The sequence below is a fragment of the Gemella haemolysans genome (assembly GCF_012273215.1).
Taxonomy (GTDB): Bacteria; Bacillota; Bacilli; order Staphylococcales; family Gemellaceae; genus Gemella; species Gemella haemolysans_A.
This window is the reverse complement of record NZ_CP050965.1, coordinates 1,972,762-1,993,310: the sequence shown is the minus strand read 5'-3', so window position 1 is coordinate 1,993,310 and position 20,549 is coordinate 1,972,762. Positions and strand designations below refer to the sequence as shown.

The window sequence follows — 20,549 nt, the reverse complement described above, 5'->3', positions numbered from 1 at the left end:
TTATTATTATACACGACGACGTTTAGGTGGGCGACATCCATTGTGAGGAACTGGAGTTACGTCTTTGATTGATGTAACTTCTAATCCAGCAGATTGTAATGCACGAATTGCTGCTTCACGTCCTGCACCTGGACCTTTAACTGTTACATCTACATATTTCATTCCGTGTTCCATAGCTTGTTTAGCTGCTGCTTCACTTGCCATTTGTGCTGCGAATGGAGTAGATTTTCTAGAACCTTTGAATCCTAGCGCTCCTGCACTTGACCATGATACTGCATTACCATGTTCATCTGTAATTGTTACGATTGAGTTATTGAATGTAGAACGAATGTGTGCAACACCATTTTGTATATTTTTTTTCACACGACGTTTACGTGATTGTTGTTTACGAGCCATAGTTGTGTTTCTCCTCCTATCCTAATTATTTTTTCTTGTTCGCAACTGTTTTCTTAGGACCTTTACGAGTACGAGAGTTGTTCTTAGTATTTTGTCCTCTTACTGGTAGTCCACGACGGTGACGGATTCCTCTGTAACATCCGATTTCCATTAGACGTTTGATGTTTAATGAAACTTCACGACGTAAGTCACCTTCTGTTTTGTAGTTATCTACGATTTCACGAATTTTATCTAGTTGTTCACCTGTTAAGTCTTTAACTCTCACATCTTCAGAAACTCCAGCTTCTTTTAAGATTTTTTGAGAAGTTTTTAAACCTATACCATATACATAAGTTAGTGATATAACAACGCGTTTTTCACGTGGAATATCGACTCCTGCTATACGTGCCATTAAGTTTGCACCTCCTAATTAATTATCCTTGTTTTTGTTTATGTTTTGCGTTTTCGCAAATCACTAATACTTTACCACCACGACGAATTACTTTACATTTGTCACAGATTTTTTTTACTGATGGTCTTACTTTCATCGTTATTTCCTCCTTGAGTTTATAACTTACTTGAATCTATAAGTTATTCTACCTTTTGTCAGGTCATACGGACTCATTTCTACTGTAACTTTATCACCTGGTAAAATTCTTATATAATTCATTCTGATTTTTCCAGAAACATGAGCTAAAATAATATGACCATTTTCTAATTCTACTTTAAACATTGCATTCGGCAAGTTTTCTACTACTAAACCTTCTACTTCAATGACATCTTTTGCCATACTTTTCCTCCCTGATTATTTCAGTTTGTCTAATATTTTTTGTACGTCTTGGAAAACTACTTTGATGTCTTGGTCACCATTAATATTTTCAACTACACCTTCTTTTTGACTGTAGAAGTCTAAAAGAGGTTTTGTTTGTTTAATATTAACTTCTAAGCGATTTCCAACTGTTTCTTCGTTGTCATCACTTCTTTGGTATAGTTCACCACCATCATTATCACAAACACCTTCAACTTTTGTAGGGTTGAAAATCAAGTGATAAGTGTTTCCACATTGTTTACAGATTCTTCTACCTGTTAAACGAGGTAACAGAATAGCTGGATCTACATCGATGTTTAATACTTTATCGATTTTTCTATTAGTTTTTGCTAAAATTTGATCAAGGGCTTCAGCTTGTTCTACTGTTCTTGGAAAACCGTCAAGTAAAAAGCCTTCTTTTGCATCTTCTTGATTCAATCTTTCTTCAACTAATCCTATAGTTACACTGTCAGGAACAAGTTGTCCTTTATCAATATAACTTTTTGCTTCTTTTCCAAGCGGAGTCTCATTTTTAATAGCAGCTCTAAACATATCTCCCGTTGAAATATGCGGAATTGGATAATTCGCTTTAATTTGCTCTGCTTGAGTACCTTTACCCGCTCCTGGTAATCCCATTAAAATAATATTCATCATAATTATTTACCACCTTTTCGTCCTGTAATAAAACTTCTATAGTTCTTCTCTGTTAATTGAGTATTAAGTTGTTTAACTGTCTCTAGCGCTACACTGACAACAATTATTAAACTTGTACCACCAATTTGAACAGATGCTGGTAATTTTGCAATGCTTGTGAATATTGTTGGAAGAACCGAAACAGCTGCTAGGAATATTGAACCTACAAACGTTAGTCTGTATAAAATACCTGTAATGTATTGTTCAGTTTTTTTACCTGGTCTAACCCCTGGAACAAAACTTCCTTGTTTTCTTAAATTATCAGCCATTTTTTCTGGGTTAACTTGAACCATTACATAGAAGTAACAGAACGCAATAATTAATACTACGTATAATGTTAATCCTAGAACATGACTGAAATCGAAATATGATACAATTTTTTGTAACTTTTCGTTATTAGGTGCGAATATCGCAATAGTTCTAGGTAATTGTAAGAATGCGATAGCGAAGATTACTGGGATAACCCCTGCACTATTCACTTTAAGAGGCAAGTAAGTTGATCTTGCTCCTAACATTCTACGACCTGCTCTCGCTTGAGAGTATTGAATAGGAATTTTACGGTTTGCTTCTTGTATATATACTACAGCAGCAACGATACCTATTACAATAATTGCTACAATAACAATTTTTAAAATTGCTAAAGTTAGATTTTCAGCATCTTTAATTTGAGATTCATAAACTTGTATAAATTCCATTGGTAAACGAGCAATAATACCCGCTAAGATAATGATAGATACACCATTACCAACACCATATTGAGATATCTGATCACCAATCCATAGTAATAATGCTGTACCAGCTGTTAATACTACGGCTACTGTAATGAATCCTAGAATTGAAGTATCTTTAATTAATCCTTGGTATGCATTATTAAATCCATAAGACATAATTAGCGATTGGATAAATGCTAAGATAATTGCTAAGACTCTTGTTAGTTTTTGAGTTTTCTTGTGTCCAACTTCACCTTGTTTAGACCACTCTGTTAATGAAGGAATAACATCCATTTGCATAAGTTGAATTACGATAGATGCTGTAATGTAGGGCATAATACCCATAGCAAATACAGAAAACTGTTGTAAAGCCCCTCCTGCAAATGTGTTAAATATTCCGAATAATCCAGATGAGTCTTGGTTTTTTAGGACGTCTGCATCTACCCCAGGTACCGGTAAATAAGAACCGATACGGAATAATAATATACCAAATAGGGTAAATAAGATTTTGTTACGAGTTTCTTTAACTTTAAATAAATTTAGCGATGCACTAAACATATACTACAGCACCTCGCAAACTCCTCCAGCTGCTTCGATAGCTTCTTTCGCTGAAGATGAGAATTTGTGAGCTTGTACAGTTAATTTTTTCTCTAATTTACCGTTAGCTAATACTTTAACACCTGAAAGTTCTTTTTTAATAACTTTAGTTTCTAATAATAGAGCAGGTGATACTACAGTACCATCTTCAAATTTGTTTAAGTCGTTAAGATTAACAACTGCAAATTCTTTTCTATTTACATTGTTAAATCCACGTTTTGGAATACGTCTGAATAATGGGTTTTGTCCACCTTCAAATCCTGGGCGAACTCCACCGCCACTACGTGCTTTTTGTCCTTTTTGACCACGTCCTGAAGTTTTACCATTTCCTGATCCAATCCCACGACCTACTCTGTTACGCTCTTTACGAGAACCTTCAACTGGTTGTAATTCATGTAATTTCATTTAGACTAGCACCTCCTTGTATTAATAATTCTTATTTTTCTTCTACTGTTACTAAGTGTGAAACTTTGTTAATCATACCACGAATCGCAGCGTTGTCTTTGTGTTCAACTGTTTGGTGCATTTTTTTAAGACCAAGAGCTTCAACTACTTTTCTTTGATTCTTTGGACGACCAATAGTACTACGAGTTAGGGTTACTTTTAATGTCATGTTCTTTTCCCTCCTCTTATCCTAATAATTCTTCCACAGATTTACCACGTAAAGCTGCTACGTGTTCAACTGTTTGTAATCTTGTTAATCCTTCGATTGTAGCACGAACCATGTTTACTGGTGTGTTTGAACCTAGAGATTTTGATAAGATATTTGAAATACCTGATAATTCTAATACGGCACGAACTGGTCCCCCAGCGATAACCCCTGTACCAGGTGCAGCTGGTTTAATTAATACTGAACCTGCTCCAAATTGCCCGATGATTTCGTGAGGTATTGTTCCGTTAACTACTGGTACAGTAATTAAGTTGTGTTTTGCAGCTTCAACTGCTTTTCTGATTGCATCTGGTACCTCTTGAGCTTTACCAGTACCAAATCCTACGCGACCATTTTTGTCACCTACTACTACTAAAGCAGAGAAACGGAAACGACGTCCACCTTTAACAACTTTAGCTACACGACGAATGGCAACTACGCGTTCTTCAAATTCTTTTTTGATTTCTTCTTGACGCATCTACTTATTTCCCTCCTTTATTAGAATACAAGTCCGTTTTCACGTGCTGCTTCAGCTAATGCTTTAACACGTCCGTGATATAGGTATCCTCCACGGTCGAAAACAACTTTTTCAATTCCTTTAGTTTTAGCTACTTCTGCGATTAATTTTCCAACTTCTTTAGCTGCTTCTACACTTGATTTAGAAACATTTTCAAGTTTTAATGAAGAAGCTGATGCTAATGTAACACCTTTAGTGTCATCAATAATTTGTGCGTAAATGTTTGTGTTTGAACGGTATACGTTTAAACGTGGAACTTCTGTAGTTCCTTGAACTTTAACACGTACTCTTGCGTGTCTTTTTTTACGAACTTTATTTTTATCAAGTTTCGTAATCATATTTGAAACACTCCTTTCTGTTATCTATTATTTACCAGTTTTTCCTTCTTTACGGCGAACATATTCACCAACGTAGCGAATACCTTTACCTTTATAAGGTTCTGGAGGACGTACTGCACGAACTTTAGCTGCGTATTGTCCTACTACTTCTTTGTTAATACCTTCGATACTAACTTTAGTGTTTCCTTCAACACCTAATGTAATTCCATCGATTTCTTCGAATTCAACTGGGTGAGAATATCCAACACTTAGTACTAATTTTTTACCTTGCATTTGAGCACGGTATCCAACCCCGATTAATTCAAGTTCTTTTTTGAATCCAGCTGATACACCTTCAACCATGTTTGCTAAGATAGCACGAGTTGTTCCGTGTACTGTACGGTGACGTTTTGAGTCAGATGGACGTACTACTGTGATTTCACTTCCTTCAATGTTGAAAGTCATGTCTTTATCAAATTGTTGTTTTAATTCACCTTTAGGTCCTTTAACTGTTGCGAAGTTATCAACGATATTAACTTCAACCCCTGCAGGTACTGTAATAACTTTATTACCTATACGTGACATTTAATTGGCACCTCCTTATAATATTACCAGATGTAAGCTAATACTTCTCCACCTGTGTTATTTTTACGAGCAACTTTATCAGTTACAACTCCAGTTGAAGTTGATACAATTGCTATTCCTAGTCCGTTTAATACTCTTGGCAGTTCATCTGCTTTAGCGTATACACGTAAACCAGGTTTTGAAATTCTTTTAATTCCTTTGATTACTCTTTCACCTTTTGAGTATTTAAGAGTAAGTTTAAGTTTTCCTTGTTTGTTATCTTCGATGTATTCTACATCGCTGATAAAACCTTCTTGTTTTAATATTTCTGCAATTTGCTTTTTAATATTTGACGCAGGTAATTCTAATGTTTCGTGTTTAACCATGTTAGCATTACGAATACGTGTTAGCATATCTGCGATAGGATCTGTCATTGTCATTAGGATAAATCCTCCTTTCTTCTACTAATATATTACCAACTTGCTTTTTTAACTCCAGGAATTTGTCCTTTGTAAGCTAATTCACGGAATTTAATACGGCTGATTCCAAATTTTCCAATGTATCCGTGAGGACGTCCAGTTATGCTACAACGATTGTGTAGACGAGCTGGAGCTGAGTTTTTTGGAAGTTTGCTAAGTCCGATGTAATCACCTTTAGCTTTTAATTCCGCTCTTTTAGCTGCATACTTGTCAACTAATTTTTGGCGTTTTAATTCACGCTCTACCATTGCTTTTTTAGCCATGTGTCTTTTACCTCACCTTTCTTATTTTGCGAATGGCATTCCACATTGTGTTAATAACTCACGAGCTTCTTCATCAGTGTTAGCTGTAGTTACTATAACGATGTCCATACCACGTACTTTACTTACTTTATCGTAATCAATTTCAGGGAAAATTAATTGTTCTTTAACACCTAGTGTGTAGTTACCACGACCATCGAATGCTTTTTTAGAAACACCGTGGAAGTCACGTACACGTGGAAGTGCTACAGTTACTAATTTGTCGAAGAATTCATACATTCTTTCTCCACGTAAAGTAACTTTAGCCCCGATAGGCATACCTTCACGAAGTCTGTAAGTAGCGATTGATTTTTTAGCTCTTGTTACTAATGGTTTTTGACCAGAAATTAAAGCTAATTCTGCTACTGCGTTGTCTAGGGCTTTAGAGTTTTGCACAGCATCACCTACACCCATGTTAATTACGATTTTTTCAATTTTTGGTACTTGCATTACACTGCTGTACTCAAATTTTGTCATTAATTCTTTTGTTATCTCAGATTTAAATTTATCTTCTAAACGAGCCATCTAAAATAGTGCCTCCTTTCTTCAACTATTATTATATTTCTTTTCCTGATTTTACTGCGATACGTACTTTCTTACCATCTTTTGTTTCGAAACGTACTCTTGTCGCTTTTCCAGTTTCAGGATCTTGTAACATTACGTTTGATACGTGAATTGCTGCTTCTTTTTCAACGATTCCACCTTGAGGTGCGTCTTGAGAATTTTTAACGTGTTTTTTAATGATGTTAACACCTTCTACAACAACACGATCTTTTTTAGGTTGAGCTTCGATTACTGTACCAACTTTACCTTTGTCTTTACCAGTAATTACTACAACTTTATCACCTTTTTTAATGAACATTTCTTGTTAACCTCCTTCTTTACTGTACTTTTTTTATATTATAATACTTCTGGAGCTAGTGATACGATTTTCATGTAGTTACCGTCTCTTAATTCACGAGCAACTGGTCCGAAAATACGTGTACCACGTGGGCTCTTATCATCACGGATAATTACACAAGCATTTTCATCAAATTTAATATATGAACCGTCGTTACGACGAGCTCCTGTTTTTGTACGAACGATTACGGCTTTAACTACTTCACCTTTTTTAACAACTCCACCTGGTGTTGCTTTTTTAACAGAACATACAATTACGTCACCTATGTTAGCAACTTTACGTCCTGAACCACCTAGAACTTTAATTGTTAAAACTTCTTTTGCTCCTGAGTTATCAGCCACTTTTAAGCGTGTTTCTTGTTGAATCATGCGCTTTTTGCCTCCTTCTTAGGGTTTATCCTAGTTTTATTAGATTATAACTGCTTCTTCTACTACTTCTACTAAACGGAAGTTTTTAGTTGCAGATAATGGACGAGTTTCCATTATTTTAACGATATCATTTATTTTAGCAACATTGTTTTCATCATGTGCTTTGAATTTTTTAGAATATTTTACACGTTTACCGTATAGAGGATGTTTTTTGTAAGTTTCTACTAAAACTGTGATTGTTTTGTCCATTTTATCAGAAACTACTTTTCCAACGTAAACTTTTCTATCATTTCTCTCAGTCATGTTTGCCTCCTATTATTATTTATTCGCTAATTCTCTTTCGCGAATAACAGTTTTCATACGAGCGATTGATTTTCTAACTTGACTAATACGAGCTGTATTTTCTAATTGACCAGTTGCCAATTGGAAGCGTAAGTTGAAAAGCTCTTCTTTTAATTCTTTGATTTTTGCTTCTAACTCTTGTGAAGTTAATTCTCTAATCATTGATTTGAATTCATTTGTTTTCATTATGCTTCACCACCTGTTTCTTCACGTTTTACAAATTTACATTTAACAGGTAACTTGTGAGATGCAAGTCTTAGAGCTTCACGTGCAACTTCTTCACTTACTCCAGCAACTTCGAACATCACTCTACCTGGTTTAACGATTGCAACCCATCCTTCTACTGCACCTTTACCAGATCCCATACGTACTTCTAATGGTTTTTTAGTGTAAGGCATGTGAGGGAAGATCTTAATCCAAACTTTACCACCACGTTTCATATAACGAGTCATCGCTATACGAGCAGCTTCTATTTGACGAGAAGTAACTCTTGCTGCAGTAGTCGCTTGTAATCCATATTCACCGAAATCTACTACGTTTCCGCCTTTAGATTTACCTTTTGTTGATTGTCTGTGTTGACGACGATATTTAACACGTTTAGGCATTAACATAAATTAGTTACCTCCTTTTTCAGATTTTCTAGTTGGTAATACTTCACCACGGTTAATCCAAACTTTAACTCCAAGTTTACCATAAGTTGTATCTGCTTCTTCGTGAGCGTAGTCGATGTCTGCTCTTAATGTGTGTAGTGGCACTGAACCTTCTGAGTAGTGTTCTGCACGAGCGATATCTGCTCCACCAAGACGTCCTGATACTTGAGTTTTGATTCCTTTAGCTCCTGCTCTCATAGCTCTTTGGATAGCTTGTTTTTGAGCACGACGGAATGATACACGAGCTTCTAATTGACGAGCAATGTTTTCAGCTACTAATTTAGCGTCGATATCAACTTTTTTGATTTCAACTACATTAATGTGTACTCTTTTTCCAGTTAATTTGTTTAATTCTAATCTTAATTTATCGATTTCAGAACCACCTTTACCGATAACCATACCTGGTTTACCAGTGTGTACTGAAATGTTTACTCTCTTATCAAATCTTTCAATTTCTACTTTAGAAACTGAAGCGTCTTTTAATTGTTTACTGATGAACTCACGGATTTTGAAATCTTCGTGTAAGTTAGCAGCGAAATCTTTTTCCGCATACCATTTTGAATCCCAATCACGAATAACTCCAACACGTAAGCCTATTGGATGTACTTTTTGACCCACAGTTTGTAGCCTCCTTTTACTAGTTTAGCTTTTATAATTTCTTAATTTTTATTATTTGTTATCACTTAAAACGATAGTGATGTGACTTGTTCTTTTGTTGATTGAACTTGCAGCACCTTTTGCTCTTGGACGGAATCTTTTAAGAGTTGGTCCTTCATTTGCAAATGCTTGTGATACTACTAAGTCTTCTACATTCATTCCATAGTTGTGTTCAGCGTTAGCAGCAGCTGATTTAATAACTTTAGCTACTGGTAAAGAAGCTGATTTAGTTGTGAATTCTAAAATTCCTAATGCTTCGCCCACTTTTTTTCCACGTACTAAGTCTAATACTAGTCTTACTTTACGAGGAGCGATGCGGACTGTCTTAGCGATTGCTTTTGACTCCATGAATGTGCCTCCTTGATTTTACTAATTTCTATAATTATCTTCTTGTTTTTCTGTCGTCTGCAGCGTGACCTTTGTAAGTTCTTGTTGGTGCAAACTCACCTAATTTGTGTCCTACCATATCTTCAGTCACATATACAGGTACATGTTTTCTTCCGTCATATACTGCAAAAGTAAGTCCTATGAATGTTGGGAAGATTGTTGAACGACGAGACCAAGTTTTAATTACTTGTTTCTTTTCTTGTTCGTTCATTTTTTCAACTTTTGCTAATAAGTGGTGATCAGCGAATGGTCCTTTTTTTAAACTACGAGCCATTGTGTTATCTCCTTTCCGATACTTTGCATACTTAAGGGTTTGGTAAAGAGCACTTGCTCCTCACCAACTAACCTTTGATTAATTTTATTATTTAGTTCTAGCACGTACGATAAATTTGTTTGAACGAGCTTTTTTAGAACGAGTTTTCTTACCAAGAGTAGGTTTACCCCATGGTGACATAGGTGATTTACGTCCGATTGAAGTACGTCCTTCACCACCACCGTGTGGGTGATCGTTCGGGTTCATAACAGATCCACGTACAGTTGGTCTTTTACCTAACCAACGAGTTCTACCAGCTTTACCGATATTTACTAGTCCGTGTTGTTCGTTACCAACTTCACCGATTGTAGCACGGCAAGTTGCTAAGATCATTCTAACTTCTCCTGATTTAAGACGTACTAATACGTATTTACCTTCTTTACCAAGTACTTGAGCACTTGCTCCAGCTGAACGTACTAATTGTCCACCTTTACCAGGTTTAAGTTCGATGTTGTGAATTAATGTCCCTACAGGGATGTTTGCTAGTGGTAATGCATTACCAACTTTAATATCAGCAGTTTCACCAGATACTAAGATTTGTCCTACTTGTAATTCTTTAGGAGCGATGATGTATCTTTTTTCTCCATCTACATAGTGTAATAGAGCGATGTTCGCTGAACGGTTTGGATCGTACTCGATAGTAGCAACTTTTGCTGGTACGTTGTCTTTATTTCTCTTGAAGTCAATAATACGGTATTGTTTTTTGTGTCCTCCACCGTGGTGACGAACTGTAATTTTACCTTGGTTATTTCTTCCCGCTTTTTTCGGTAGCGGCGCTAATAATGACTTTTCTGGTTTGTTAGTTGTAATTTCTGCAAAATCTAATGATGTCATGTTACGACGACCGTTAGTTATAGCTTTATATACTTTAATTGCCATTTGTCATTTTTCCTCCTTAGTGGTATTTGTTATTCTTAAGCGAATAATCCTTCGATTGTTTGTCCTTCTGCTAACTTAACGATAGCTTTTCTACGTTTGTTAGTGTAACCACCGTATCTTCCAACACGACGGAATTTTGGTTTGTAGTTCATTACGTTTACTTTCTCAACTTTAACTCCGAAGATTTCTTCGATAGCTTGTTTAATTTGAGTTTTGTGAGCGCGTGTGTCTACTAGGAAAGTGTATTTATTTTCTTGCATTAATAAATAACTTTTTTCAGTTAGTACTGGGCGTTTGATAATATCGCGTGCTTCCATTATGCTAATACCTCCCCAACTTTTTCTACTGCATCTTTAGTGAATACAACTTTGTTGCTTCCTAAGATGTCTAATACGTTAAGACCAGTTGTTTCAACGAATTCAACTCCTGGAATATTTCTTCCTGATAAAACAGTATTTTCTTCTAGTTCAGTAACTACGAATAATACTTTTTTCTCTAGGCTAAGGTTTGATAACATTTCTTTAAAGTTTTTAGTTTTAATTGTATCAAATGATAAGCTTTCTAATGCAAATACTTCGTTAGCTGCTACTTTAGAAGATAAAGCAGAACGTAATGCTAAACGACGCATTTTACGTGGCATTTTGAAGCTGTAGCTACGTGGTGTAGGTCCGAATACAATTCCACCTCCACGCCATTGTGGTGAACGGATAGATCCTTGACGAGCACGACCTGTCCCTTTTTGACGCCATGGTTTGCGACCACCACCTGAAACTTCAGAACGTCCTTTTGTTTTGTGTGTACCTTGACGAAGTGATGCTCTTTGTAATGTTACAGCTTGGAATAAAACGTGTTGATTTGGTTCAATCCCGAATACTGCTTCACTAGCTTCAACTGCACCAACTTTAGTACCGTCTTGTTTAAATAAATCTAATTGTGGCATTATCTATTTTCCTCCTTCCGTATATTTTCCGATTATTTACCAGATTTAACTGCTGATTGGATTTTTACGAAGCTTTTCTTAGATCCTGGAATACATCCTTTAACTAGGATTAATCCATTTTCTACATCTACGCTTACGATTTCTAAGTTTTGAGTAGTAACTGTAACTCCACCCATTTGACCTGGTAATGCTTTACCTTTGAATACACGGTTAGGTGCTACAGGTCCCATTGACCCAGGACGACGGTGGTAACGAGAACCGTGAGCCATTGGTCCGCGGCTTTGTCCATGACGCTTGATTGCCCCTTGGAATCCTTTACCTTTACTTACTCCTGTTACGTCAACTAAGTCCCCTGCTGCAAAAATATCAACTTGGACTTCTTGACCTACTTCATAATTAGCAACTTCTGCATCTCTGATTTCGCGTACGAAACGTTTTGGAGCAGTGTTAGCTTTATCTGCGTGACCTTGTTCAGGTTTGTTCGCAACTTTTACTAAACGGTCTTTACGTTCTTTATCGTAAGGACGTTTGTCGTCGAATCCTAATTGGATTGCGTTGTATCCTTCAACTTCTTCTGTTTTCTTTTGTAATACGACGTTACCTTTCGCTTCAACTACTGTTACTGGGATTAATTCTCCATTTTCAGCGAAGATTTGAGTCATACCTACTTTTCTTCCTAAGATACCTTTGGTCATCGAAAGTCACCTCCTATAATTATAATTTTAATTCGATGTCAACACCTGATGGTAAGTTTAAGCTAATTAGAGCGTCAACTGTTTTTTGTGTTGGTTCAATAATATCGATTAGGCGTTTGTGTGTACGTTGTTCGAATTGTTCACGGCTATCTTTGTAAATGTGAACTGAACGTAAGATTGTGTAAACTGCTTTTTCTGTTGGTAATGGAATTGGTCCAGAAACTTTTGCTCCAGAACGTTTTGCAGTTTCAACAATTTTCTCTGCACTTTGATCTACTAATCTGTGATCATATCCTTTAAGACGAATACGAATTTTTTGTTTTGCCATCATTTCTCCTCCTATACATTTATTCGCTGCTATCTAGTAGCAACTTCTCCACGAAAGTTCTCCAGCACGCCATGCCATGGCAAAGCGGCCGGGCGTGTCAGTAACCTTTCGCTTCAACGCAAGTCTTTTGCAAGACCAACATTTATTATTATACATGGTAAAAGCATATATTGCAAGTATTTTAACGAAAAATTTTTTAAAAAATTTATGAATATGTTTTCTATTTTTTACTTTCTTTTTAACCTTTAATTTACTTTCTAATTTTATCTATATTATATAGAAGAAAAAATTTATTTTTCTTTAGAATAATTAAAAATACTTAGAGTTTTTGCACCCTAAGTATTTTTAATTTCTAATTTATTTTAAAGGTAAAATATTATATTGAATTTCTAAATCAGAAGACAATAAATGTGAAACTTTACAACGAAGTTTAATATTATCTAATACCCCTTGTCTATCTCCTGCAGCAAGTTGTTCCTCAGTTCGATCTACATGAACATTAGCTACAATTTTTTTATTATCATAATCCACAACTAGTTCAGTTTCAATCGCTAGATCTACTAATTCATATGCTCTGAAGAAATATCCTTTTGCACACATACTTACACATCCGTTGTATGCTGTAGCAAATAAATCCATAGGACCATCTTTACTTTCTTCTATAAACATTTTATATTCTCCACCAAGCGGTGTAGTTGCATGTGAAGTAAAACCTTCTTTAATTTTTAAATTAGACGTATACATAACAGTCTCCCTTTGTATATATGATTTTAAGATTATTCTTAATAAGTTTATTATACTCTTACACTAAATATTTGTACACTATTTTTTCTTGACTATACTTCTAACTGTTTCTACTAAATCTACATCTTTATACTTATAGCTCACACCTGTGAAATCCATATATTTAGTAATATCATTTGTCTGAAGTATTAACGTTGCACCTGAAGCAGCAGCTCCTAACGCTCCCGGTCGTGAATCTTCAACTGCAATTGTATTATTAATATCCGCACCTAGTTTTTTTGCCGCTAGTAAATAAATATCTGGTGCAGGTTTAGGATTCTTTACTTCTTCTTTTGTTGCAATTGCTGAAATATATTTCTCAAAACCCTTTCTTCGAAGTCCTGTCTCAATATGTTCTCTCTTTCCATTTGAAGCAACAGCCATCTTTATTCCATGATTATATAGATACTCCATCACCTCAGCAATTCCTGGTAGCACTGGTGCATTATGATAATTATCTAGTATACGCTTTGTAATCTCTGCTTCGAATTTATCATAATCTTCACTAGACATACCATATGTATCATTATAATATTTTCTACTCGTTTCTTCATTCGTTCCAGAAACGTTTTTTATATAGTCCATCTTATCTAATTTTTCATTTAACACTTCTTTTGTTAAATCACGCATATTTTCATAGTAAACTTTCTCTGTATCTACTATCGTTCCATCAAAATCAAAAATAACCGCCTCTAGTTTTTCCACTTTATTTCTCCTTTTATTATTTATACATATATTTACTATTTTATAATGTAACTAACAAAATTCAAAGTAATTTGGACAAAAAGAGCACCATAACCACAAATAATTATGATTAAGCACTCTTTCTGTATATTTTTATTTATCTAAGTTTAACTTTAGCACACCAAACATTAGTTGCTTCAGTTAAAAACTATTATTCAAATCTTACAAGATTCTCTGCCTTCATCCTTACAGTTGGTCTTGCATCTTTTTCTTTTTTACCTAGAGCTATAAACATCACAGGAATCAAGTTTTCTTCTAATTCAAATAATTCAGCTACTTTTTCTCTAATAAATCCGCCAATAATATTAGTGTCGTATCCTTTAGCATAAGCAATGTTTGCGAACTGCATAGTCCACAATCCACAATCAAAATATACACCTTCTCTATTTTTATCAATTGGCAAGTTTTCTAATTGAGGTCCCATTCCTTTTTCAAAACCATCTTTTACCTCTTCAGTCATATAACCTTTTTCGACAGCTTCTCCATAAATTTCGTCAAATTTACTATAGTGATTTAAATCACCTAAGACTATAATCATAGCAGCTGATGTATCATTTTGAATTTTATTATAATTAGCACTTCCTAATTTTTCTTTTCCTTCTGGTGTATCTACAACAATGTATCTCCAAGGTTGTAAATTGCATGATGATGGAGCAAGATTAGCTTCATTCAACATTTCTATTATTTCTTCACGTTTAATTTTGACATTCGGATCAAAATACTTAACTGATTTTCTTCCTTTTATCACTTCAAAAAACTCTGGCCTTTTCTTACCTAATAGAGTACCAAAAAATTTCCTCACTAGATTTCCTCCTTCTTCAAGTAATTAACTCAATAATTTTACTATACTTGAGAATTATTATCAAACAAAAGGCTCTAGCAGAAATAATTTATAAAAATCGTTATTTGCTACACGCTCCGTATAGCATTCTATTCCCATTTTAAATTAACGTGTTCTGTTATTTCCTTATATGAGATATCTACTTTTTCCTTCATTTTGTCATCAAGCTGATCTCTAAGTTTTCCACCGTTAATGAAATCTTCTAATACCATAATTTTATAGTCATACAACGGAGCTCCATTTATATTTCTACCATTTAGTTTAGAATAAACTAGTGTTGGATGAGCTTTCACAGTTTTAACAGTTGTTTTATCTTTTGATTTTTCAAATATAACATCCATCAATAAACCTCTCTCAGGCCATTTGTTTTCCATTCTTTCCATACGTTGGTTTGAAACGAAGTTCCCCATAGAGTATATTATGAATTTCTTATCTCCATCTTTTTCTATAGTCTCAGCAGGCTCTATAACATGAGGATGTCCTCCGAATACTACATCCGCACCCCATTCTATCATTTTATGATAAAGAGCTTTTTGTTCTTCTGTAGGTTCTAACTTATACTCGACCCCCTTCTGAGGCATCACTACTGTAACATCCGCTTCTTTCTCAGCTCTTTGGATTTCTTCTTTCATCTTCTCTTCATCAAGATCTGATAAATAGTTATTTCTATCCTCCGCAGTTAAATTAGCATCCATTCCATTATAACCATAAGCATAGGCTAAAATCGCTATTTTAATTCCGTTAACTTCCTTAATAAGAATTCTATCTTCCGAACGCTTTTTATCAGCGTGAACTCCAACAGTATCAAGACCTCTATCTTTAAAAACTTTATCCGTATACTTCAACCCATACAAACCTGTATCCAATATATGGTTATGAGCTAAATCAACAACATCATACCCTACTTCTTTCATTGTATCTGCAATTTGAACAGGAGCATTAAACAACGGATATCCCCCTAATGGAGAACGGTCACTAATAGTACCTTCGAAATCCCCTATCGCCAGATCAGCACCTTCAATCCAAGGCTTAACATATTCAAAGAATGGATTGAAATCATAACTTCCATCTTCCTTTTTAGCAGTATAATAAAGTGCATCATGAATAAGAATATCCCCATTAGCTACCACTCGCGCAGTTTTCACACTCGAGTCACTTTCCTTTTTTTGAGTCCCCCCTTCTTTATCCGATGTCGTTAAAAAGTAAATACACGAAAAAATAATACCGCAAATACTCAGCACCCCTAATAAATATACTAATACTTTCCTCAATATAATACTCCTCCTAATTAAATACTTTATCTATCTATAATAACAAGTAGCCAATAATATTTCAATCAGCTACTTGCCTTATATAATTATTTTATATCTAAATAATGTGTTCCTCTTACACATTAATAAACTTTCCATTATAAAATATGTCATTATTCTCTATTTCCCTAATAATATATCCAAGATCATCTGCGGTTTAGTAACCATAAGAAGATGATCCGACTCCTCTATTTGTGTATAATTCATCCCTACTAACTTGAAGTAAGAAAAAACTGAAAGTTTATTAAATATATTTCTACTTCTTTTTAATAGTTCTAAATTATCTACCCCCGCATATAAAGATAAATAATTATACTCTATTTGCGAGTTCGGCCTTACCATATATTCACTACCTTCTTTTTTGAGTTTTCTTAGAATTAATTCCACTAAAAACTCATCTTGCATCTCTTCTACACTAAGTGTCTTTGATAGATATTCTTCTTTACCAGTGAACTTTATCTCTGGTTCAAAATATGTTTTTAACACCGATTCAGGAGGTATAGGTTCTAAGCCCTCGATGATAATCAAATTAACACCATCAAGGTATTCACTAAAAATCTCTAAACCGTTAAGTAAAACGACCGTACCATAAGAAGCAGCAACTATAAAGCCCCCTCTTCTTACTTTTGTCATTTTATTTAATAGTACCTTCTCAATTTCTTTTTTTGATATAGATTTAAAACTCTCTTCGGTAAATTCAATAAAATCAAAGGTTTGGTCTGGCATATTTTCTAAGACTCTCGCCCAAATACATCTATCCCAACCTAGTGGATTAATAAATAAGATATCTGTCATATTAATCATCCTCTCAAATATCTACACTAAAATCCTAATTCATTACCAAAATCCTCTAATTTATTTACAAGTATCGCCCCCTCTTTAATGTATTCATTCATTGCATAACTCATCTTATCGTCAAATTTCCCCGGCAGGCAGAATACATCAGAGCCTACATCCAAAGCAAAATCCACCGTCCTTTGTGTTCCACTTCTTCTTGCCGCTTCCGTTACTAATAATGCACTAGAAAGACCAGCAACAATCCTATTCCTTTCTAAAAATTTATATTTTCTTATAGGTGAAGTTGGAAAATACTCAGATATAATAAGATGGTTTCGTTCTAACTCCTTATAAAGTTTATAACTTTTTTCCGGATAAATTATATTATGCCCATGAGCTATTACACCGATGGTGTACCCCTTACTTTTTAGAGCGCCCTCATGAGCAAGACTATCGACACCAATCGCAAGGCCACTAACTATAACAAAATTATTCATAGTCAAATATGGCACTATACTTTCTAAGGCATCTTTTGAATACGAGGTATTATTTCTACTTCCTACTATAGATATTTTCCTTCTAAATAGAAGCAAATCTTTATTTCCCCTGTAAAATATAACAAATGGATAATCATAGATCCTAAATAATTCTTTCGGATAATAAATATCATCACAAAACATATACTTTACATTATAAAACTCAAAATAACCCTCAAAATCAAACTCCATATTATTATGTAGCTTAGTATAAACCTCCTCAGCATTATCACCAAAATATACAGCTAACTCTGGTATAGATAATTCGAGAATTTTTTCTATACTATTTAAATCCTTGAAAATTTTATGCAACTTGAGTGTTGTAATTCTCTCAATCGCTATTAACGAAAGTAATACCTTTTTTTCTTTTTCTGTAAAACTACCTTTATACTCCCCCATAGTTTTATCCTCTTACTTTTCATTTTCAACTAATAAAGCATAGTATGCTTTAAATACTTTTAAAAAAATCTCCCCTTGTTGAACATTGTTAATATATATACTATCTTTAAACTCTATAATATTACTCATTATTCTTATAAGATCAGAATAACTCTTACCTTCTTTATAAAATCTGTACATCAACCCTTGCCAGTAGACAAGTGGAGTTCTAATAAGAACTTGTTCCAACATATTCACACCTATTACTTCAGGTATATTATTCAACTCTATATGTTGATTATAAAACATACTCAAAACTTTATTTTTTACAGTTTTATCATATTTTATTTGTTCGTAGACATAGTTTTCAACATCTTCTGGATATAACTTAGACGTTAAATCTTTATCCAGCAGTTTCAAATCAAGTGGTACATCAAACTCATCAATGCTCAAACTAGTTTTTATACAAACAGCATTTCGTTTTTTCAAATTATGAGCCCAAATTTGGTAAAATTCAAATTTTTTATTTATATTATCCCAACCGTAAAAGAATACCTTTCCTTGATAATAATTTAAAAAATTATCCACGAATGGCGCATATCTAATATAACTTATACCATCATAACTCTTCAATTCTTTTATAAATTTGTTTGTATCAATTAACCAGATTAATTTTAATCCAGCTTTCATATATCCTCTCGTTCTCGCCTTAATAAGTTCAAAAGGAATAACTGATCTTTGATATTCAAAAGCTATACTGTTATCTTTAATAAATACATCCGCTATCTGAATATCGTTTTCCCCTGTTTTAAAAATATGTTCGACTTCCACATTACGATATCTTTTTCTAAAATGTTCATAAAGATTCTTCTTCGCTTCAAGGTGTTCATTACTCTCTTTTTTATAAGTCTCAAACTCGCATGAACAATTTTTAGCATGTGCAAAATGCGACTGTATCTTTACTCCCTTTTTAAAAATTACTCTTCCCCCACATATAGGACAATGATACTCTCTATTTTTTTCTATATCTTTATCCAATGCATTAAAAACTTCATCCTTACTATCGTATGCCACGTACATAATGTTTCTCCTCTTTTTTCTGTACTACACTTACAAACTATAACTAACGTCTACTTATTCAATTATCAATTTACTTTAATACCCTATACCTTCTATAGGTTGCATCACCTTCTTCTATTTCAACAAATTTATCTAGGTTCACCCAGCTTATTTCATCTTTATGGTTATCACTATCCACTAGATATACTTTGTCATCTTTTTTACATAAATAATAATTTGTCTGACGAATGCTAGCTTCTCTCATAAGATATGTATTTTCATCCTTTATAGAAAAATCAAGACAACTTGTTGTCCATGGTTTTTTAACATATTTTTTCACTTCAACAACTTGATTATATTTTTCAATATTCATACTCTATCCTCCTTCATAATTTCCTTTTAATGTACTTCGTACTTTCTATATATACTACTTCTTACAAACTAAAAGTTCTAAATCTATCGTGATTTCTTTTAATCTATTAATATCCGAATCTGTAATTTCTTTAGAAAATGTTAAAGGTGTCATCTTCAGAAAACTTGCAGCTTGTTCCTTAGTCAATTGGAATGTATCATTTACAGTTAATCTTTCTACGATGGTACAATTTTCCTCAATCAATTTTACAGTATCGCTATTAGTATATTCCTTCCCCCCGATCAACTCTCTAATCTCTCTTAAGTATTTTGCGTTTGGAATAACCTTTATCAAATACCCTTCGTCGCCTAACACCCTAAAAAACTCCTCATAATTAGCAGGGGTTAATATGTTAAGGATGCACGAGACACTTCCATCTTTAAACGGAAGATTAGCTAAGTTAGCCACCATATAAGGATTCAATTTATCCTCTCTAACAGCTAACTCTATCGCATCTTTACTATTATCCAAACCATAGAAATATTTCTCAAGAAATACTGTTTTTAATTTCTTAATATAATATCCTTCTCCACAACCAATATCCAACACAACATCTTTAGCATACTTTTCAATTAAATTTTGAATATTCTTTAATACATTTTCATAAAAACCATTACTAAAGACTTCGCTACGAGCTTTAAATAAATCCTCACTGTATTTCGTCGGTTTATAATTATTTATCAGATGAATATAGCCTTTTTTTGAAAAATCATAACGATGATTTTCATTACAAACAAGACTGATACCCTCTATGTGAGATTCTGATAAACACTTTGGACAAAGGTATATTTCCTCTTGATTAAACTTTTTTATTACATTTTCTATTTTCATTAAAACGCCTCTATACTTTCTAAGTTAATTGTATCAAATTTCATTTAAGAATGGTAGCAAAAAACGACTTAAATATTAGAAAATTTCATCTTTTTCAGTTTCTTTCTAAAGTTTATTTTTATTAAGTAATTACCGATTCCATCCCACTATTTTAAAATAAAAAATGACGACATCTCCTAATAAAATGTTTTTATCGTCATTATATTTATATATTAATATTTTTTATTATTTTATATGGAAGAGACTCAAAAATCATAATTTCAGAAAAATCGATTTTACCGAGTTATCATCGCGAAACTTATTAGATATCTAAAAAGCTTCTACAAAACGAATTCACATATCTATAATCTATTGCACCTATGTGATTTCATATAAACTTTTATAAAATTTAAGATCTTTGGACTAACCCT

36 protein-coding genes are annotated in these 20,549 nt (G+C 33.8%); all 36 read right to left on the bottom strand.

What is annotated here, in order from left to right; genetic code table 11:
* Positions 1–6: 6 nt before the first annotated feature.
* Positions 7–396 carry a 30S ribosomal protein S11 gene (rpsK, locus tag FOC48_RS09340; protein WP_003144405.1) on the bottom strand — a complete coding sequence of 130 codons (390 nt, stop codon included), beginning with the start codon at positions 394–396 and terminating at the stop codon, positions 7–9.
* A 25-nt stretch (positions 397–421) separates the two neighbouring features.
* Positions 422–787, bottom strand: coding sequence for a 30S ribosomal protein S13 (gene rpsM / locus FOC48_RS09335; protein WP_003147638.1), 366 nt, complete (start codon positions 785–787; stop codon positions 422–424).
* Positions 788–809: 22 nt separating this feature from the next.
* Positions 810–923 (bottom strand): 50S ribosomal protein L36, encoded by a 114-nt coding sequence (gene rpmJ / locus FOC48_RS09330; protein ID WP_003144208.1) that lies wholly within the window; start codon positions 921–923, stop codon positions 810–812.
* Positions 924–949: 26 nt separating this feature from the next.
* Entirely contained in the window at positions 950–1,165 is a 216-nt protein-coding gene (gene infA, locus FOC48_RS09325; protein ID WP_003144387.1) for a translation initiation factor IF-1, read from the bottom strand.
* Between the two features lie 15 nt (positions 1,166–1,180).
* Positions 1,181–1,834, bottom strand: coding sequence for an adenylate kinase (locus FOC48_RS09320; RefSeq protein ID WP_003147637.1), 654 nt, complete (start codon positions 1,832–1,834; stop codon positions 1,181–1,183).
* A gap of 5 nt (positions 1,835–1,839) precedes the next feature.
* The gene (gene secY, locus FOC48_RS09315) at positions 1,840–3,144 is read right to left on the bottom strand and encodes a preprotein translocase subunit SecY (RefSeq protein ID WP_003147636.1); all 1,305 of its coding nucleotides are present in this window, start codon (positions 3,142–3,144) and stop codon (positions 1,840–1,842) included.
* Between the two features lie 3 nt (positions 3,145–3,147).
* A complete protein-coding gene (rplO, locus tag FOC48_RS09310; RefSeq protein ID WP_003147635.1) occupies positions 3,148–3,588 on the bottom strand; it encodes a 50S ribosomal protein L15 in 441 nt (146 codons plus the stop codon).
* 31 nt (positions 3,589–3,619) lie between these two features.
* Complete coding sequence (gene rpmD, locus FOC48_RS09305) at positions 3,620–3,796, bottom strand: 50S ribosomal protein L30 (protein WP_003144406.1); 177 nt, start codon at positions 3,794–3,796, stop codon at positions 3,620–3,622.
* Positions 3,797–3,812: 16 nt separating this feature from the next.
* Entirely contained in the window at positions 3,813–4,310 is a 498-nt protein-coding gene (gene rpsE / locus FOC48_RS09300; protein WP_003144191.1) for a 30S ribosomal protein S5, read from the bottom strand.
* A gap of 20 nt (positions 4,311–4,330) precedes the next feature.
* Positions 4,331–4,687 carry a 50S ribosomal protein L18 gene (gene rplR / locus FOC48_RS09295; protein WP_003147634.1) on the bottom strand — a complete coding sequence of 119 codons (357 nt, stop codon included), beginning with the start codon at positions 4,685–4,687 and terminating at the stop codon, positions 4,331–4,333.
* 27 nt (positions 4,688–4,714) lie between these two features.
* Complete coding sequence (rplF, locus tag FOC48_RS09290) at positions 4,715–5,251, bottom strand: 50S ribosomal protein L6 (protein ID WP_003147633.1); 537 nt, start codon at positions 5,249–5,251, stop codon at positions 4,715–4,717.
* Positions 5,252–5,274: 23 nt separating this feature from the next.
* Complete coding sequence (rpsH, locus tag FOC48_RS09285) at positions 5,275–5,670, bottom strand: 30S ribosomal protein S8 (protein WP_003147632.1); 396 nt, start codon at positions 5,668–5,670, stop codon at positions 5,275–5,277.
* A 32-nt stretch (positions 5,671–5,702) separates the two neighbouring features.
* On the bottom strand, positions 5,703–5,972 hold the full coding sequence (gene rpsN / locus FOC48_RS09280; RefSeq protein ID WP_003144337.1) for a 30S ribosomal protein S14: 270 nt from the start codon (positions 5,970–5,972) through the stop codon (positions 5,703–5,705).
* A 21-nt stretch (positions 5,973–5,993) separates the two neighbouring features.
* Complete coding sequence (gene rplE, locus FOC48_RS09275) at positions 5,994–6,533, bottom strand: 50S ribosomal protein L5 (protein WP_003144426.1); 540 nt, start codon at positions 6,531–6,533, stop codon at positions 5,994–5,996.
* A gap of 31 nt (positions 6,534–6,564) precedes the next feature.
* Positions 6,565–6,870: a 50S ribosomal protein L24 gene (gene rplX, locus FOC48_RS09270; RefSeq protein WP_003144415.1), complete on the bottom strand. Its 306-nt coding sequence runs from the start codon at positions 6,868–6,870 to the stop codon at positions 6,565–6,567.
* Between the two features lie 38 nt (positions 6,871–6,908).
* Complete coding sequence (gene rplN, locus FOC48_RS09265; protein ID WP_003144098.1) at positions 6,909–7,277, bottom strand: 50S ribosomal protein L14; 369 nt, start codon at positions 7,275–7,277, stop codon at positions 6,909–6,911.
* A gap of 39 nt (positions 7,278–7,316) precedes the next feature.
* Positions 7,317–7,580 (bottom strand): 30S ribosomal protein S17, encoded by a 264-nt coding sequence (gene rpsQ, locus FOC48_RS09260; RefSeq protein WP_003147631.1) that lies wholly within the window; start codon positions 7,578–7,580, stop codon positions 7,317–7,319.
* Between the two features lie 15 nt (positions 7,581–7,595).
* The gene (gene rpmC, locus FOC48_RS09255; RefSeq protein WP_003147630.1) at positions 7,596–7,805 is read right to left on the bottom strand and encodes a 50S ribosomal protein L29; all 210 of its coding nucleotides are present in this window, start codon (positions 7,803–7,805) and stop codon (positions 7,596–7,598) included.
* Positions 7,805–8,230: a 50S ribosomal protein L16 gene (gene rplP / locus FOC48_RS09250; protein WP_003147629.1), complete on the bottom strand. Its 426-nt coding sequence runs from the start codon at positions 8,228–8,230 to the stop codon at positions 7,805–7,807. Before rplP ends, rpmC begins: the two co-directional genes overlap by 1 nt.
* Before the next feature lie 3 nt (positions 8,231–8,233).
* A complete protein-coding gene (gene rpsC / locus FOC48_RS09245; protein ID WP_003147628.1) occupies positions 8,234–8,887 on the bottom strand; it encodes a 30S ribosomal protein S3 in 654 nt (217 codons plus the stop codon).
* Between the two features lie 51 nt (positions 8,888–8,938).
* Positions 8,939–9,274, bottom strand: coding sequence for a 50S ribosomal protein L22 (gene rplV / locus FOC48_RS09240; RefSeq protein ID WP_003144105.1), 336 nt, complete (start codon positions 9,272–9,274; stop codon positions 8,939–8,941).
* A 34-nt stretch (positions 9,275–9,308) separates the two neighbouring features.
* Positions 9,309–9,587, bottom strand: a complete 279-nt coding sequence (rpsS, locus tag FOC48_RS09235) for a 30S ribosomal protein S19 (protein ID WP_003147627.1) — start codon at positions 9,585–9,587, stop codon at positions 9,309–9,311.
* A gap of 87 nt (positions 9,588–9,674) precedes the next feature.
* Positions 9,675–10,505, bottom strand: coding sequence for a 50S ribosomal protein L2 (gene rplB / locus FOC48_RS09230; RefSeq protein WP_003147626.1), 831 nt, complete (start codon positions 10,503–10,505; stop codon positions 9,675–9,677).
* 35 nt (positions 10,506–10,540) lie between these two features.
* Positions 10,541–10,822, bottom strand: coding sequence for a 50S ribosomal protein L23 (rplW, locus tag FOC48_RS09225; protein WP_003144216.1), 282 nt, complete (start codon positions 10,820–10,822; stop codon positions 10,541–10,543).
* Positions 10,822–11,445, bottom strand: a complete 624-nt coding sequence (gene rplD / locus FOC48_RS09220; protein WP_003147625.1) for a 50S ribosomal protein L4 — start codon at positions 11,443–11,445, stop codon at positions 10,822–10,824. Before rplD ends, rplW begins: the two co-directional genes overlap by 1 nt.
* A gap of 32 nt (positions 11,446–11,477) precedes the next feature.
* A complete protein-coding gene (gene rplC, locus FOC48_RS09215) occupies positions 11,478–12,140 on the bottom strand; it encodes a 50S ribosomal protein L3 (RefSeq protein WP_003144195.1) in 663 nt (220 codons plus the stop codon).
* Between the two features lie 19 nt (positions 12,141–12,159).
* Complete coding sequence (rpsJ, locus tag FOC48_RS09210) at positions 12,160–12,468, bottom strand: 30S ribosomal protein S10 (RefSeq protein WP_003147624.1); 309 nt, start codon at positions 12,466–12,468, stop codon at positions 12,160–12,162.
* Positions 12,469–12,825: 357 nt separating this feature from the next.
* The gene (locus tag FOC48_RS09205) at positions 12,826–13,212 is read right to left on the bottom strand and encodes an OsmC family protein (RefSeq protein WP_003147623.1); all 387 of its coding nucleotides are present in this window, start codon (positions 13,210–13,212) and stop codon (positions 12,826–12,828) included.
* 78 nt (positions 13,213–13,290) lie between these two features.
* Positions 13,291–13,956: an HAD family hydrolase gene (locus FOC48_RS09200; RefSeq protein ID WP_003147622.1), complete on the bottom strand. Its 666-nt coding sequence runs from the start codon at positions 13,954–13,956 to the stop codon at positions 13,291–13,293.
* A gap of 190 nt (positions 13,957–14,146) precedes the next feature.
* A complete protein-coding gene (locus FOC48_RS09195; protein WP_003147621.1) occupies positions 14,147–14,797 on the bottom strand; it encodes a nitroreductase family protein in 651 nt (216 codons plus the stop codon).
* A gap of 128 nt (positions 14,798–14,925) precedes the next feature.
* Complete coding sequence (locus FOC48_RS09190; RefSeq protein ID WP_003147619.1) at positions 14,926–16,107, bottom strand: CapA family protein; 1,182 nt, start codon at positions 16,105–16,107, stop codon at positions 14,926–14,928.
* 159 nt (positions 16,108–16,266) lie between these two features.
* Positions 16,267–16,941 carry a hypothetical protein gene (locus tag FOC48_RS09185; protein WP_003147617.1) on the bottom strand — a complete coding sequence of 225 codons (675 nt, stop codon included), beginning with the start codon at positions 16,939–16,941 and terminating at the stop codon, positions 16,267–16,269.
* 26 nt (positions 16,942–16,967) lie between these two features.
* Positions 16,968–17,858, bottom strand: a complete 891-nt coding sequence (gene dprA, locus FOC48_RS09180) for a DNA-processing protein DprA (RefSeq protein WP_003147616.1) — start codon at positions 17,856–17,858, stop codon at positions 16,968–16,970.
* A gap of 12 nt (positions 17,859–17,870) precedes the next feature.
* On the bottom strand, positions 17,871–18,917 hold the full coding sequence (locus FOC48_RS09175) for a competence protein CoiA (RefSeq protein ID WP_003147615.1): 1,047 nt from the start codon (positions 18,915–18,917) through the stop codon (positions 17,871–17,873).
* Positions 18,918–18,987: 70 nt separating this feature from the next.
* Positions 18,988–19,269, bottom strand: coding sequence for a hypothetical protein (locus FOC48_RS09170; RefSeq protein WP_003147614.1), 282 nt, complete (start codon positions 19,267–19,269; stop codon positions 18,988–18,990).
* A gap of 54 nt (positions 19,270–19,323) precedes the next feature.
* Entirely contained in the window at positions 19,324–20,139 is an 816-nt protein-coding gene (locus FOC48_RS09165; RefSeq protein ID WP_003147613.1) for a methyltransferase domain-containing protein, read from the bottom strand.
* Positions 20,140–20,549 lie beyond the last annotated feature (410 nt).